This is a genomic window from Anabaena sp. CCY 9613 (assembly GCF_963920895.1).
Lineage (GTDB): Bacteria > Cyanobacteriota > Cyanobacteriia > Cyanobacteriales > Nostocaceae > Cyanocohniella.
In genome coordinates, this window is record NZ_CAWUDE010000002.1 from 56,221 (window position 1) to 71,740 (window position 15,520).

General features: G+C 41.6%; 13 protein-coding genes. 3 read left to right on the plus strand and 10 right to left on the minus strand.

All coding sequences use genetic code 11. From position 1 onward, the window contains the following. Positions 1–384: 384 nt before the first annotated feature. The 3 genes from ACM0OT_RS02110 to ACM0OT_RS02120 form a co-directional block, all read right to left on the minus strand. Positions 385–1,884, minus strand: coding sequence for an Ig-like domain-containing protein (locus ACM0OT_RS02110; protein WP_414562325.1), 1,500 nt, complete (start codon positions 1,882–1,884; stop codon positions 385–387). 53 nt (positions 1,885–1,937) lie between these two features. Beyond that, entirely contained in the window at positions 1,938–2,711 is a 774-nt protein-coding gene (locus ACM0OT_RS02115) for a TIGR03943 family putative permease subunit (RefSeq protein WP_414562327.1), read from the minus strand. Positions 2,712–2,811: 100 nt separating this feature from the next. After that, on the minus strand, positions 2,812–3,867 hold the full coding sequence (locus tag ACM0OT_RS02120; RefSeq protein WP_414562330.1) for a permease: 1,056 nt from the start codon (positions 3,865–3,867) through the stop codon (positions 2,812–2,814). A 552-nt stretch (positions 3,868–4,419) separates the two neighbouring features. Here ACM0OT_RS02120 and ACM0OT_RS02125 point away from each other — a divergent pair. Continuing rightward, complete coding sequence (locus ACM0OT_RS02125; RefSeq protein WP_414562332.1) at positions 4,420–5,781, plus strand: sensor histidine kinase; 1,362 nt, start codon at positions 4,420–4,422, stop codon at positions 5,779–5,781. 147 nt (positions 5,782–5,928) lie between these two features. Here ACM0OT_RS02125 and ACM0OT_RS02130 read toward each other — a convergent pair whose 3' ends face one another. Further along, positions 5,929–7,413, minus strand: a complete 1,485-nt coding sequence (locus ACM0OT_RS02130) for a glycosyl hydrolase family 57 (protein ID WP_414562334.1) — start codon at positions 7,411–7,413, stop codon at positions 5,929–5,931. A 47-nt stretch (positions 7,414–7,460) separates the two neighbouring features. On the opposite strand from ACM0OT_RS02130, the gene ACM0OT_RS02135 reads away from it, so the two are divergent. After that, complete coding sequence (locus ACM0OT_RS02135; protein ID WP_414562336.1) at positions 7,461–8,039, plus strand: hypothetical protein; 579 nt, start codon at positions 7,461–7,463, stop codon at positions 8,037–8,039. A 16-nt stretch (positions 8,040–8,055) separates the two neighbouring features. Here the strand turns inward: ACM0OT_RS02135 and ACM0OT_RS02140 are convergent, their stop codons facing one another. From ACM0OT_RS02140 to ACM0OT_RS02160, 5 genes are all read right to left on the minus strand, one after another. Further along, on the minus strand, positions 8,056–8,934 hold the full coding sequence (locus ACM0OT_RS02140) for an SDR family NAD(P)-dependent oxidoreductase (protein ID WP_414562337.1): 879 nt from the start codon (positions 8,932–8,934) through the stop codon (positions 8,056–8,058). A 743-nt stretch (positions 8,935–9,677) separates the two neighbouring features. Further along, positions 9,678–10,163: a plasmid segregation centromere-binding protein ParR gene (locus tag ACM0OT_RS02145; RefSeq protein ID WP_414544200.1), complete on the minus strand. Its 486-nt coding sequence runs from the start codon at positions 10,161–10,163 to the stop codon at positions 9,678–9,680. Between the two features lie 5 nt (positions 10,164–10,168). Continuing rightward, entirely contained in the window at positions 10,169–11,314 is a 1,146-nt protein-coding gene (locus tag ACM0OT_RS02150) for a ParM/StbA family protein (RefSeq protein ID WP_414562339.1), read from the minus strand. 231 nt (positions 11,315–11,545) lie between these two features. Further along, positions 11,546–12,160, minus strand: a complete 615-nt coding sequence (locus ACM0OT_RS02155; RefSeq protein ID WP_414562340.1) for a DedA family protein — start codon at positions 12,158–12,160, stop codon at positions 11,546–11,548. Positions 12,161–12,338: 178 nt separating this feature from the next. Further along, positions 12,339–13,421 carry a Gfo/Idh/MocA family oxidoreductase gene (locus ACM0OT_RS02160; protein ID WP_414562342.1) on the minus strand — a complete coding sequence of 361 codons (1,083 nt, stop codon included), beginning with the start codon at positions 13,419–13,421 and terminating at the stop codon, positions 12,339–12,341. Positions 13,422–14,147: 726 nt separating this feature from the next. Between ACM0OT_RS02160 and queC the strand changes: the two genes are divergently transcribed. Then, positions 14,148–14,825 carry a 7-cyano-7-deazaguanine synthase QueC gene (queC, locus tag ACM0OT_RS02165; RefSeq protein WP_414562344.1) on the plus strand — a complete coding sequence of 226 codons (678 nt, stop codon included), beginning with the start codon at positions 14,148–14,150 and terminating at the stop codon, positions 14,823–14,825. 91 nt (positions 14,826–14,916) lie between these two features. Here the strand turns inward: queC and ACM0OT_RS02170 are convergent, their stop codons facing one another. Beyond that, on the minus strand, positions 14,917–15,486 hold the full coding sequence (locus ACM0OT_RS02170) for a TolB family protein (protein ID WP_414562346.1): 570 nt from the start codon (positions 15,484–15,486) through the stop codon (positions 14,917–14,919). Positions 15,487–15,520 lie beyond the last annotated feature (34 nt).

Consider the following 15,520-nt stretch of genomic DNA (forward strand, 5'->3'; position numbering starts at 1 on the left):
ATTGCGTCAGATCAGGGTTTATTCTATAAGCCAAGTTAAACTCTCTCCCTGCATGAGGTAGTCAATCATCAGCTTAATTCTCCTCTTTTTTGATTGAGGCCTGATGCCGTTATAACATTATGAGCTTATCCGCCGTCAACCTGAGGAATAATGGGGGGTTATAGTTCAAATGCTACCAATGTACGGATTTTTCTACAGATGCCAAGAAAGTTTTTTATCTGGCTCGGCTTTGTTAAACAGTTAGTTGGTAGTAGCTTCCTGAGATAAATTCACATGCTAAAGCAATAATAGCAATGTATCTAATTTAGCAAATCCTAGACTTTTCCAGATAGTTAATATTTAATTCAGTTAATCAGGAAAATGTATTTTCTCTACACCCTGTTGTCAAGGTAACCAACGGGGATGGAAACCAACTAACGGCAGTTTTTCTGGTTTGATGGCGCTGGAGGTGTCATCGGTGATGGGTAATAAAGGCATTAACCATAAGCTACTAGTGGCGATCGCCTCTCCATCTTCGGTTTTTAATTGGTCTGTAGTTAAGGGTATATCGGGATTTGTTTGTGGTACCACTTGGTCAAATAACAAACCCAAACCATCTGGTGCTAAACTCATTTGCACATTTCGCTGGTCAATTGGTAGTAACAGCAGTGGTTTTTGTTCTCCAGTGTTGACATCTATTGCTACTAAATAGGGCTGTTCTACATATTCTTCTGTGGGGATGAGCTGTGTCAGTAAGCAATACAGTGTTGGTGAAGCCGGATCAAATTGACAGTTGAGAATTGAGCCTGTGGTTTTTAATAGGGGTTTCTGAACGCCTTGGTTGGTCACCAAAAATAAATCTCTGGTGTAATCTGTATTAAATTTCACCATTGCGGCTTGGGAGCCATCTTTAGAGAAAGCCTGCACTAGTCCAAATTGCGGGAGAAAATCTAGAGGTTCGTCAGCATCCTTTTGTAGTGGGAGGATGGCAGCTCCTTGACCTTGGGCTACTGCTACGGCTTTACTATCAGGGGTAATCATGAAGTCTCCCCCTGGTTGGCTTTTTAGCTGTTGCGGGGTAGGTCTTTCTCGAGAATTGTTGCTAGTGGTGGGCATAAACCATAAGCCAAAATCGCCGGGATTTTTTCTATTCCCTCGCTGAACTACAATTGTTTCCCCATCTGGCGATAAATCAAATTTGAGGTTTTGATAGTTTTTGTTATCTAAAATTAAGTCAATTTTACCTGCTGGTTCGGCTGGTGTTTCGGGTTGGGCGGCAATACCTGTTGTCACTGTATATAACTGCGCCGATAGTAAATCTTGATTATTAGAAGTACGAGCCGAAAATAAAATTTTTTCCCCATTAGGAAATGGTTTAAAGTCCATGACAATCAGGTCTTTGGGGGTGATGACCTTTTTGTTTTCTTCTGTGAGGTTGTAGAGAACTAACTGTCCACGGTTTTCGGCATCGGCACCTACGTACATAATGACGCGATCGCGGGTGTGGAAGTTACCTGTAAATGGCTGTATTATCCGATTTTTACCTTCTTTTTCGGCAAACCGATCTCTGGCGTTTTGCAATTGGACTTCGTAATTCGTGCCATAGGGTGCTGGTGTGAGCAGTGTATAAACCATCCGCCGTCCTGCCCAACTAATTTTACCTGCTAGGGGTGGCTCAATTTTCAAGTTCTCCTCAACACTTTTGACATCCATTGGGCGACTAAAGTTGAGGGTGAAGGAAACATCTTCGGCGCCAATTTGTTGATTTTGCCAGCTAAATTCTCGGACACGAGCTGCCACTACATCACCTTGCAATATGATGAATCCAATCAGCAGACTCAGTAGCAGCATCAGTGCGATCGCCACGCGATCTAGTGGTTGGATAAATGCCTTGGATGTAGTCATTTTTCAGTTATCGGGTATCTGTTATTTGTTGTTAGTTAATAGTTACTTGTTAACTAATAACTATAAGGATTCCGAGGTTGAGGAATTTCTTTAATCGAATTAGCCGCAATGGTTAGGTTGCGTTTACCTGCTAAAGTTTCTGTGGTCATTTCCCCTTCCACTTCTAGCCAAGTATCAGGAGGATAACGTTTTTGATTTTCTGTTAGTTTAACGGGTAATCCTACAGGATAAGCATCTGCTGCACAGCAAGTAAGCACAAATCGCGCTAAGAATATATATTCTTCTCCTATGTCTGGTGGGTGAATGACAAATCCCTGAACTTTAGCTTTTTGACCTATATATGAATCTGGTTCTGGATAAACGTTGAGTGTACGGGCCCAGTCTACAAGCGATCGCTCTTCTGGGCGAATGGAAGGCCGAAAGGATTGGGGTTGAACCCGTCCACTTGATAGTAAATCGGTCACTCCTAGTTGTAGAGCAGTGTCGCTAGCAAAAACTCTGGGTGTAACCATTAAACCTAAAATTGCCACTGCCAATAATAAGGCACTACCCCAGCCTGGAGGAAATAAATTGAGATGCTGAAGGTTTGCTGTAATAGCACGGCGACGTTGTTGCCAAACTTCCCGCATCTTCAACAAGCCAATCATTAGCAAGGCAATACCACAGAAAATCACTAACCCAAAGAAATTGGGATGAATCAACAAATACAACTTGCCAGTTAGCCAGTATTGCAACATCAAAATGCCCCAAGTTGTAATTGCTAACGCATCCAGCCAGGGGAATAATAAATTTAAAATTTTAGGTTTGGGATTTGGAATTGAAGTCATTGGTTATTTAGTCATTGGTCATTGGCTATTGGGATGCTCCCTAAATTTCTCCCCATTACCCTAGAAGGGGCCCCGAGTTCCCCAGTCACTATTCCCAAAATCAAAGCACATACAAGTTCATGAACAGGGAAAACAAAAAGGTTAATTGCGCTGCTAAGGCAAATAAGTAAAATATTGTCTTGGGATTAAACACGGATAACATCAATCCCACGCTTTTGATGTCAACCATCGGGCCAAATACTAGAAAGGCCAATAAAGAACCACTACTAAAAGCTGAGGCAAAAGATAGGGCAAAGAATGAATCAACGGTGGAACAAACGGATACAACTGCGGCTAATATCAGCATGACCACAATTGAACTTACATGTCCTGCACCTAAACTCAGGATTAAATCACGGGGAGCAAATACCTGCACAGCCGCAGCGATCGCACTTCCTAAAATCATGACTCCGCCTAATTCCCGCAATTCCTGAACCACGTTATCCAGTACCAGGCGTAGTTTATCAGCAACAGATTTACTGGGGGCGGCAGTTAAGGTATCCGCCTGTAATGAACTAGGATCTAAGCGTAGGGGTAATCCTGGCTTTCCTCCTAAGATATAAGTTCCTGATTTTAACCCGTTGGGGACTGCTGCTTCTGGTTGTGCGGCATATCGTCGGCCACGGCGTTTAGTTTCTGGCTTGGCTGGTGGGTTGAATTTGAGATAACGGGCGATCGCTGGCTGCACAATCGGATTTACGTCTTTTTGAAAACTGAAAACAACACCGATAATTACGGCAATTACTAGGGAAAATACGACGCGTAGAACTACTATTTCTGGCTGGTCTCTAAAGGCTATCCATGTTGCCCAAATCACAATAGGGTTAATTGTGGGTGCTGCTAGCAAAAAACCGATAGCCACGGGTGTGGGTACTCCCTGCATCAGCAACCGTCGCGCTACCGGGACATTACCGCACTCACACACCGGAAATAAAAAGCCAATCATACTGCCTGCTAAAGCACCCAGTAGTGGGTTTGTGGGCATTTTTGCTACTAATTGGCGCTCATCAATAAAAATCAGCAGCACACTGGAGAATAAGACCCCAAACAGCAAAAACGGCATCGCCTCGACTAGCAAACTCAGAAAAATAGTGAAACCATTGTTCAGTTGATTCATGGGTGTCGCAGTCAAAAGCGGTTTGAAGTTTTTAGGTTATGCCTAGTCATTCTATCGGAATGGGGATCAAAAGCACCTAAGGGTATCTTAATCTGATGGAAACCACAAGTCTGTCTTTTGTTTCTAGTTACGCTGTCACTCTTGTCGGCGGAGGTGGGTTGTAGATTGTTATTTTTAATTATGTACATTTACTGACGATGACTATCCCTAAGATTGTAATATTTCCGAAATTGTTCCTAGGTTTGGGGAATTAAGTATCTAGCTGCATGACGTTTGATTACTGAATGTTTATACTTGCTGTTAACTAGCTAGTGAGGATGTTATCTTCTAGAGATTTTCATACAAGGTTCACAGTCTTTAAACATTTGGGGATCGCTATTAGTTGCTAACAACTGTGGCTTTGGTGGTTTCTGGCAAAATCGTATATGACCTTTGTGTTGATTTTCTACTATAAAAATTTCCAAACTGCAAGTCCAAGGGGGAAAAATTAAGTAAATGAGAATAAATTACGAGCTTATTGCTTGCCAGTATTTGTAAATATCAGGGTATCCAGTGCCACAAGAATTTAGTTCCCTAATATTACCACCAGTGTTTTCTGCTGGTAGCGATCGCGATCTAGGATTGGAGTCAACAATCCAAGAATTGCCAATGTACAACTTTCAGGTGGAGATTAATTGTACGGCTCCAAAAGTTGCTCATTATTTGGACAAATATCCACTACTACCAGGCGCAATCTTGCTAGAACAGGAAGAGTTTACTGGGATGATTTCGCGGCGACGACTACTGGAATTTTGGCTTCGCCCTTATGGAAAAGAGTTATTTGCTCAAGAATCTTTAGGTGTACTGTATAGCTATGCCAGGACAGCTATTTTGGTGCTACCCGAAACCACACCGATTTTAGCAGCTATGCAACATACCTTGAGGCGATCGCCTGAACTTTTGGCAGAGCCAATCGTAGTGCAAACAGCAGCTAATAGCTACAAATTATTAGATGTACACGACTTAAATATTGCTGCTTGGCAAATTCAAGGAATAGCAACTCAAGTGCGCTATGAACGCAGCCAAGCCCAAATGATTCAAAATGATAAAATGGCACGTTTAGGACGTTTGGTAGATGGAGTAGCACACGAAATTTTAGACCCAGTGGGTTTTATTTGGGGTAATTTAACTTACGTTTCTCAATATAGTCAAGATTTACTCAAACTCATAGCTGCTTACGAGCAAAATTTACCTCATCCTGCCGAGGAAATTGAAAATATCAAGGAAGAAATAGAATTTGATTTTCTAGAACCAGATTTATCCAAAGCACTTACTAGCATTCGCACTGGTGCAGAAAGATTAAAAAAACTTGTTACTGGGCTACAAAATTTTTGCCACATTGATGAAGTTCATCCCAAATCAGTAGATTTACATGCCTGTATAGATAGTATTGTTTTACTAATTCAAAGCCGATTAAAAGGAGAAATTGCCATAATTAAAAATTATGGTAAATTGCCCCCAGTCTCTTGTTTTAGGGGACAATTAAATCAAGTATTGATGAATATTTTAAGCCAAGCTGTAGATGCTTTGCTGAATGAAGCTGTACGGCAACAGTTTAATCAAGAATATACTCATAAAATTATTCATAAACCCCAAATCAAAATTAATACAGCGGTAATTTCCCTAGCTGCAATTACACCAAATGCACCAGATTCTCGTTGGATTTCCGTGTGTATTGCCGATAATGGGCCGGGGATTTCCCCAGAATTTCAACAGCAAATTATAGATTCCTTTTCTGTCGAAAAATTGACTGAGAAGGAAACTAGTTTAGCCATGAGTTACCGAATTATTACAGCCAGACATGGTGGTAAATTAAATTTTCGTTCACAGCTTGGTGTAGGTACTGAATTTGAAATATTATTACCCTTAGTTTAAGAATTGAGTATTCATATAGTATTCCAGATACCCGTTTTGTCTAAAAAGACGGGTATCTTTCTTTAGTCAATCTTGTTTGTCTACAGGGACTAAAATATCAGCAGTCTGTTTATCAGGTTTATAAAGTCTCTGGCTATATGTTTTTGATTAGCATTTCAAGCTTGTTGACAGCAAGTTTTCGCCTGTTTGATAAATTTTACGTGCATAATCAGTCCAAGCCCCTTGTCCCCAGTAACGAAAACAGCTAGTTTGCAACAAAAAGTTATGTAAAAGAATGTTGCGGTACTCAAATGAATTAGTTGGCAATAATGTATCAATTTTTTGATGAAACAAACTGCTGAACTCATACATTGGAGATAACACATTTTCATATCCTTTTACCCAACTAATATGATTCGTCCATGAGGCTCCATCCATGTGGAAATTAGGGTTTATTTGCTTTAATTCTTGAATAGCGGTTTCTATAGCCTCAGGTTGGCAATTTTCTGGTGAAACCCGATGCCAAATTTGATGTTGTCCTACAGGCTGACATGTGGGATAGTCTGCGGAATCACAACCAGCAGCTGCTATTAATTCTAAATATTCTGTACCACACACCCCAACAACACCAGATTTTCCTCCACCTTGGTTGACCATTTCGCCCCAAGCTTGTTTGAAGGCACTGGGAAATTCATTCATCATCACACCACCATTTTCGCCATCACCAATTTGGCTAACTATGGGTGGAATTAAAACATCACCTACTTGTTGTTTATCTAAAGTTTTAGCTTCATAGTAAGGTTGCATTTGAGCAACTAATTTAGTATCGGAACCTTGGGTTTTAATTAAAGCTGTAATACTAATTGTTTCGCCTTGGGAATTACGAGCAACGAGACGGTGTGGTAAATGTTTATGGGTGAGAGATTGACCGTTAATTGTTTCTACAGAATGTTCTTGCACCAGTAGCCAACGATAGCCACATTCCTTCAGCGCTTTGACAAATTCAAATAAAGTATCAGGGTGATTTGGCAGGTGCATTTCTGGGGGTGAAAATCCCTTGACCCTTGCCAATGCTTCCCAACCAAAAATAGCAGCAAAGTGATGTTGCCATGCCAAAATATGCAATTTGATATCTGATATGGGAGTAGAAGGAATCACAGCATGACCCCACATTGTTCCTAGCCACTCTACATAAGGGTGATAGGTGGAATCACAGGTGATGCGTTTGAGATTATCTAAAACATCATCGCGTCCCATTTGCCTGAGTCCCCACAAGAGATTACCTGAGTAATCCAGCATAATCCGGGGATTACAGCCTTGATTGACGAGTTCCGGGATAAAGTCCCCCATCCGGCTGTAACAATAGGCAAAAGGCGAGGCGTTGTGATTATCCCCTTCGTGGGGATGTTCAAACATATATTGCAGATTATTGATTAATTTACCATCATGTCCAGCAGGTATAGTGGGCTGGTGCATGTGTAAGGCGATCGCAAATACTGCTTTTACGTCTTCTAACCGGATATTCGTTGAGGGTAAAAATACTGGTGTATCGTGGTTAACTACAGAGAGAACCTCTGTTTCCCAACCAGAAATATTCGGTAAGCCGTCTATGATTTCGGGCAAAAAAGGAAGCGTGGTAGGCAATGAAAACATTTCTGTTTGCTCCAAAATAAGTTTTTTATCAATCTTGCACTGATCCCATGAATACCCCAAGTCATGCAATTCTTAATTTGGTAATTTTTCATCAACAACTGCGAGATCAGGCAAGTCCGGCAATTATTATTGGCGCAGTATTACCTGATGTTCCCATCTTTGTGTTCTACTTGCTGATGAAGTTTGTTTACCGTCTGTCATCATCACAGATTTGGTCAGAAGTTTATTATCAGCCTTTTTGGCAAGGTATTGTCAGTACGTTTCATTCGTTGCCGTTAGCGTTGTTGGGGGTGTTGATTGCCAATTTCTGGAATTGGCATCTAATAAAAGTTGGCTTAATCAGTATGGTGCTACATTCTGTGTTAGATTTCCCAGTCCACAACAACGACGCTCATCGACACTTTTTTCCCTTGAGTAATTACCGTTTCATTAGTCCCGTTTCTTATTGGGACTCCAATCATTATGGTGCTATTGCAGCTTTAGGAGAAATTTTACTGGTACTTGGAGCAACAATTTATCTGTTGCCGACTACGGAAACAAGTTGGAGTAAAGGACTACTAATTGCGGTCAATCTGTTGTATTTTATCGGCTATTACCGTTTTTATCTGAAAAGTAAAAGTGATTGACCGCAGCAAAAATTAATCAGGATTTACGGGCTGAAACAAAAGTAAGCATATTTCTTGACCAGAAAAAATCGTGACGATAAATTCTCGTCCATAAACTGGGTTTTTCTTCAGGCTCTGCTGGTTTTACCTTGGGCGGAGTGGCGATGTGCAAAATCATCTCTAGTAACCAAGGGGCCAAACGTTGACACCACACGGCTAGATGACTTTGCCACCCAACTAAAATTTCTGGTGCATCTTTTTGCAATCCAGTCACGAGTACTTGGGCGACTGTTTCTGGTGTCATGGGGATCACCCAGCGAAATAATTTTAAGTCCCGCGCCATGTCTGTATCTGTCAGGGTAGGCAATAATGCAATCACCCGGATATTGTGTTCAGCGAGTTCGCGTCGCAAGGCTTGGGTAAACCCGATGATGGCAAACTTGGTAGCTGAGTAAGTCGCCATTGTGGGTGCAGCAACTTTCCCCATTAAACTCGACACATTAACGATTGTCCCTTGTCTTTGGCTCACCATACGTCGGGCTATGAGACTTGTGAGGTTATACATGCCAAATAAATTTACCGAGAGTTCTTCTTGAACTTTCGGCAGTTTGGTTTGCAAGAATGAGTTTTGGTATGCCACACCTGCACAATTAACCAGCAGATGAATTGGCCCAGAAGTCCGCCATAATTGGGCAATGGCGATATTAACCTCGACTGTTTGTGTTAAATCTATGGGCAAGATTGTAGTTTCCACACCCATGGACTCGACTTGGTTAGCTACCTCAGTTAACTTTTGGCGATCGCGTGCTACCAAGATCAACCGCTTGATCCCTTGCTGCGCTAGCGCCAGTGCGATCGCTTTACCAATACCACGGGAAGCCCCGGTAATTAAAGCAACTTTTCCTTGAATATTCATCGGTTTTCACCTCCAAAATATGAGCCTTACCGTACTCTTAGTCATTGCCGACAGACACAATCAAAGCTACTTGCTTGTCTGCACAAGGTAAGACAAATAATTAATCGTTATTGAAATCACAAGAGAAATAAGCCTGTGGCAACGAAATATTTCTGGACTAATCTGCATTCTTTCTTCAAGGCATTTAGGCCTTGGTTCCCAGATTGACAATCAACACTTCACACAATTGGCTGAATGGATATAGCTCATAGGTTTTTTTCTCCTAAATCTCAGAGCGTTCACCAACACCGCTGCCAATACACACGTTAACAATTAAATCAAGTGATTGCAATATTCTTTAATAAGTATTTCTTAATACTTCTTAACGTAAAGTATATATATAAATTTTTTTTTGTGAATAAGTTTTTTTTAATACTTGAAGAGAAATATTCACATTTCCTGACATTCAGCCAACGGGACATAGAAAAAAAGTCCGGGGATCAGGATGCAGAAGTTGATTTTTTACCACAATCTTTTTCCTCATCACTCTCATCTTCTTCATTTTCCTACACTATATTAAGCTATAGTTGCAATGGGCTAATTCTGTAATTAGTTGCCAAAATTTGTAACTTTGCTATACTGTCAGTACAGCATATTCACTTAATTAATTTTTTCTAAAATATTAATAATCCTTAATAGTATGCACTATTAAGGATCTCTAACGCTAATAGAAGCCAATAAATGCTCACAAACCCAATCGTTTCTTAGAAGTCATCAAGAAACTGGCTTAGGCGGCTAATGACGGGATCAACTTCTTCCGGAGGGTGAACATCATAAGTAGGATTGGCTACTTCTGATGTTGGTGTCGATGGAGTTGGAGGCTGAATAACTGGTCGCTCGGTGACCATAATTGCCAGATGCGCCATTTGTTGCGTCAGTTGCAAAATATGGCGTTCCATCGCCTCCAAACGATGAGATTCCTTAGCAAAAAAACGTTCCTCTAGGTCAGCCACTTGACGTCGCAGTTCATCGATTTTTTGTTCCACCGAATCTGTTACTGCTGTTTTTGGACTGGGTTTTGCAGCTTCCGGTACACATAAAGATTGCCATAGGGCTTCTTTACAAAGATCGCTAAAAGTTTTGTCAGGTAGTTGTTCTAAATGGTTTTCTACAACTGCTAACAAACTTTCATCAGCAACCTCTGGGTTGAACGTGACCGATTTAACTACCTTTTTTGACCATTGGAACATCAGTTTTAAGCCCTAGCAGCTCGAACGGCGGATAATTGCGCCTCTCCATAAATATACTGCCCCAAGGCGTTAGCCTGACGGGAAGGTGCGGATAAATGGGCATTAATTTGTGCTTCTTTGAGTAAACGTTGAACGTCTTCCCAGAAGAATTCACCACCACCACCAGTAATAATCACATCTGTGACCCGCTCTGGCAACCAGGCTAGCACGCGACCACAGATATCACGAGAAAACATCTCTATGAGGTTGGGAAGGAAATCATCAAGGTTGGCAGGCTTGCTAGCACCTTTAGGACGATAGAAGCGTTCACCTTTGGGTTTGTTGACAGCAGAAATCAGTGCTAAAGATTGACTATCAGCTCCCTCGATCTCAGCGGCCACCATTTCATAGAACTTGTTCATGCCAAAGTCTTCACTCTTAGAAGCACCTCGTGCAAACCGGAAGTTATCTACCATCAACAGATCAATGGTTTGATGTCCGATATCTACAATTGCCACAGATATTTTAGTGAAATCGGGAACTCTAGCACCTGTCTTTGGTTGCGCTTCCGACCATAGCAGGCTGCCATAGCCTTCTGGCATCACCCAAACTTTATTAATGTTCAGGGATACAGATTCGCCCCGGAAGTTCAACATGTGAGGGCCACTGACTTGGCTAGTCAACTGCGCCTTTTCTTTTTCAAATTGCTCTAAAGAAAGGAAAGGAAGACCTAGTACGACCGAGATATCGTCTTTGAGTTTGAAGTAGCCAGCACTTGCCAAAACTTTGATCAGTGCATCTTCTACTTTAGATTGGCCGACTCCTAAATTGGCCCCAAAGTCTGCTGCTAGTTGACCAACAGCAAAGCCATTGCCTTGGTATTCCAACCACAAATCCATGAGAGGGTCAGTAGCACGGGCTTCAAAAACTCCACCCCGAACTTGTTCTATGGACATTTTCTTGACGTTGGCAGGTACGAACACCACATTATTTGGTTCGCGGCTCACACAAGTTTTAGTGGAAGTTCTACCTAAGTCAACGCTGAGAATCGTTTTGCTAGAAACGATACTGGGCTTATTGCTGGAAGTATTAATCGGTGTAGATGCTGACACCCTATTGAGAGGTATGGCAGCGGCATTCATTGGAGTAGCGGCGGAAGGTTGGTCTGTCATGAAAGCTCCTAGTCCTTACTTAACTGTAAAAATTTATCATGCTTATCTTACAAACAAGGGAAATACCAGAAATTCTAGGTTCCGTCAAGTGTAGCTAGAAATACGCCAAATGTTTAGATTAGGCGAAACCTCCGGTAAGTTTTGCTAACACAAATTCAGCATTATTTGGCATAGTGTAGGCGAATTTTAACCAGATGTAACCCCCATCCTCAAACTAAAAGCGTCTGTATTTTAGCTTCTGGTACGTTTTCGCTGACGCTTGAGTAACCAGCCAACAAGTGCCAGAAGTAGAATTGCCAGCACGATTTTAGATACAGGAGCAAGGTACTTTGCCACAAGTTCATACTGACTACCCAATAGGTATCCAGAGTATGTTAGCAAACCTACCCAAACAGTGCTACCCAGAGATGTATAAAATAAAAATGGTAGCAAATGCATATTGCTGATCCCCGCAGGAACGGAAATTAAAGTTCGCACTCCCGGCACCAGACGCCCAATAAATACTGCTTTACTACCTTGAGAGTTGAACCAATTTTTTGCCTTAGTAATATCTTGATAGGATATGGTCAGCCACTTGCCGTACTTATTGGCCAAAGTTCTCAAGCGCTGTTCACTCAAAAATTTACCTGGATAGTACCAGACAACCGCCCCCATTATTGAACCGAAAAGTCCTGCAAAAAATACACCAAAGACATTAAGTGTGTCTGGTGTTGTTCTGGCTGTGAATCCTGCCAGGGGCATGATTAGTTCTGAAGGAATGGGTGGAAAGAGATTCTCCAAGAACATTAATAGAGCAATTCCCCAATAGCCCAAGGAGTTAATAGTATTAATAATCCATTCGAGCATGAAATTGTTTGAGTACAAGAGCTACATCTCCCGTCTCGTTATAAATTTAGCTTAGTCTTGGTAATAATTAATCATCCCCACTTGTTGAAGTGGGGAGTGGGGAGTGGGGAGTGGGCAGATGCAATTGGGTTTGTACTAACATCTGTTTTCCTGATCTTCCTCATCCCCACTCCCTCTTTTAAACTGTTGGGGTTAATGATTGCACTTGTGGTTCAGATTCCCACTCTAATGGATTCCAAACCCGATCTTCCAAGGCCATTTGCTCAATTAAACTTGCCAATCTTAAAGCTTTGAGGGCTTGCTCACCACCAACGGAAGGTTGATTTCCACCGTGTACACAGTTAACAAAATGTTCTAATTCTGCACTTAAAGGCTGAACATTAGTGGTGTAAACTTTTTCAATCACACCATCTTGCCTGTAAAGTACTTGTCGAGGATCATTCAGAGAGTTGTTATTTGTTTGGCGGTGAATTAAAATTTCGTTCTTAAGAAAATCTGCTTCTGTAAATGAGTTTTTGCAATGAGCGACAATACGGCGGATTTTGCGATGCGTGACTTTACTAGCAGTTAGAGTAGCAACAATGCCATTGGCAAAACCCAAGGTAGCAGTTACGTAATCCAAATAACCAGAGTCCAAAGAGCGAGTACCACTAGCTGTCAACTTCACCACAGGAGAAGCTGCTAGTTCCAATAGCAGGTCAATGTCGTGGATCATTAAGTCCAGCACAACCGAAACATCATTGGCTCGATTTGAGTAAGGACTCATTCGATGGGCTTCTAAAGCCAGAACTTCCTCTGTTTTTAGGACTTTGCTAAGTTCCCTAAAAGCTGGATTGAAGCGCTCAATATGACCTACTTGCAGAATACACTGAGATTCGGCCGCAGCATTTACTAGTGATTCGGCCTCAGAAATGCTGGCAGCAATGGGCTTTTCAATCAAAACATGAATCCCTGCCAACAAACAGTTGATACCAACTGCATAATGCAAGCGGGTAGGCACAGCAACACAAACTGCTTCCACATGAGGTAGCAAGTCACAATAATCTTCAAAAAAACGAACCTTGTATTTACTGGCCGTCTCCAAGCCTCGGTCAACATTAATATCTGATACCCCGACTAGTTCAACATCTTTCATTGAACTCAGTATGCGAGCGTGATGTTGTCCCATGTTACCCACCCCGATTACGCCTATGCGAATCGGTTTTGGTTGATTGCGTTGTGTAAATGAATTTGGTTCTGCCACTGACATGCTATTTTGCACTATTGTTATCTCCTCAACCACCAAATTTAGAGACGCTACGGCCGTTGGCGTTTATACTTGACAGCCAGTTATGCTCCGTCGAAAACCATCCAGATGGTAACATAGAGGCTACGTTTATGAAGAATTTCAAAGTTTGTAATCAGTTCCCGAAATTTAGCTTTCTTTTGAATCTTCGGTTCTAAATTGATCAGTCTTTGGCTCTTCATAAAAAATATGATGTGTCTTTTTATTAACTTTACAAATCAAGCAAGACGTAAGTAAAATTCCACAGAAAACGGTTAGACAATTAATTACTGTGATTAAGCTTTAACTAAGTATCATTTGCTAATAAGATAATTTTGTGATTGACAATACAGAAAAATTGAAATTTATACTGAGATACTTGTATGAAAAAAATATATGGGGAATTGCTACCGCTGAAATACTTAAACAATTTTTGCATAATTCGGTAAATTTTACATATTGTTGAGCCGTTGGCATTTTTTTAGGCCCTGGTATAAACAGTTTGCCTTGGCTACGAGGTAAATATTCATGATTACGGTGTACTTATTTGTACATACGACTCTAGTTAAAGCTAGAAGATAGAAGAAGAAGAAATAGTGCTGAACTTATATCTATGTACCGATTTAAAAGTACTTGCTGCTTCCCCCCTCAGTATGGATTAAGTCTGACTCAGGTAACAGCACATTCAACTCAGCACGTTTTTAGTGATTTGGCGATGGAAAAATGAAAGCTGTAATTTTATTGTCTGGAGGATTGGACTCTTCCACAGTTTTATATCAAGCCAAAGGTGATGGTTATGAATGTCATCCTATTTCCTTTGATTACCAACAGCGACATCGGCGAGAGTTGCGTTCGGCCCTACTTGTGGCGCGCAAAGCTGGAGTTGCAGAACACCAAATTATCAATTTTGACTTACGACAATGGGGTGGTTCAGCATTAACAGACGACAAAATTGATTTACCCCAGGAGCGATCGCTTGATGAAATGTCGCAAAATATTCCAGTCACCTACGTACCTGCACGGAATACCATCTTTTTAAGTTTTGCCCTGGGCTATGCCGAAGCGATCGCAGCTGAACGCGTTTATATTGGTGTTAACGCCTTAGATTATTCAGGATATCCTGATTGTCGTCCTGACTATATCCAGGCAATGCAAGAAGTTTTCCGGCTAGGAACCAAACAAGGACGAGAAGGGCAACCCATCACCATTGTCGCCCCCCTAATTGATTTGAAAAAAACCGAAATCATCCAACTTGGTAATCAATTGGGAGTTCCTTGGGACTTAACTTGGTCTTGCTATGCAGGTGACGATGTCGCCTGTGGTGTCTGTGATTCTTGTCGCCTCAGGCTAGCAGCGTTTACCGAATTGGGATTGAAAGATCCATTGGCATATAGGGAGTAGAGAGAGTAGGCGGTTTCCCACTCCCTGGTTCAGTAGTTTTGATAACACACAATGTATATATCGTGTAAAACTTACACCCATCAACCCCTCACTAAGGCAATCCAGGAGAGACACTCACCGTTGCCCCATTGGGAATATCTAACTCAATATTTGGCCCTCTATCTAAAACTTCAATATCCCACTGACCACGACTGGCGGTTTCAAAGACAATGTAACGTCCATCTGGACTAATACCAGGATTTCTGACCCAGCCACGATAAGTTGGAGTGAGAATTTGTGACTTTTGGGTAGCGCGATCGTAAAGCGCCACTACGGGTCTACCCTGGTCACTAGTCAGATAAGCAATGTAACGCCCCGTATAGCTCAGACTAGGACTTTCGGTAATTGTCTGCGGTCGATTTAAGCCTGGTGTACGCACAAATTGTTGCTGTGATAAATCGTATACTAGTAGTTGATGACTACCATTACGATTAGAAATAAACGCCAAAAAGCGCCCATTTCCACTCAATGCTGGTTGCTCTTCTGTGTAGCGACTATTAAGAGAAGTCGGCCCTATGGGTATTTCATTGGAACTACAAGATGCCAGTAAACTAGCAAAACTAAGCACTAGGCTCCAATGAATTGGTCTTTGGAGCCAAAATTTAGGCGTAAGTCTTTTCACCTCAACTGTTTTCCATCGCCTCTCAGGTTAACTC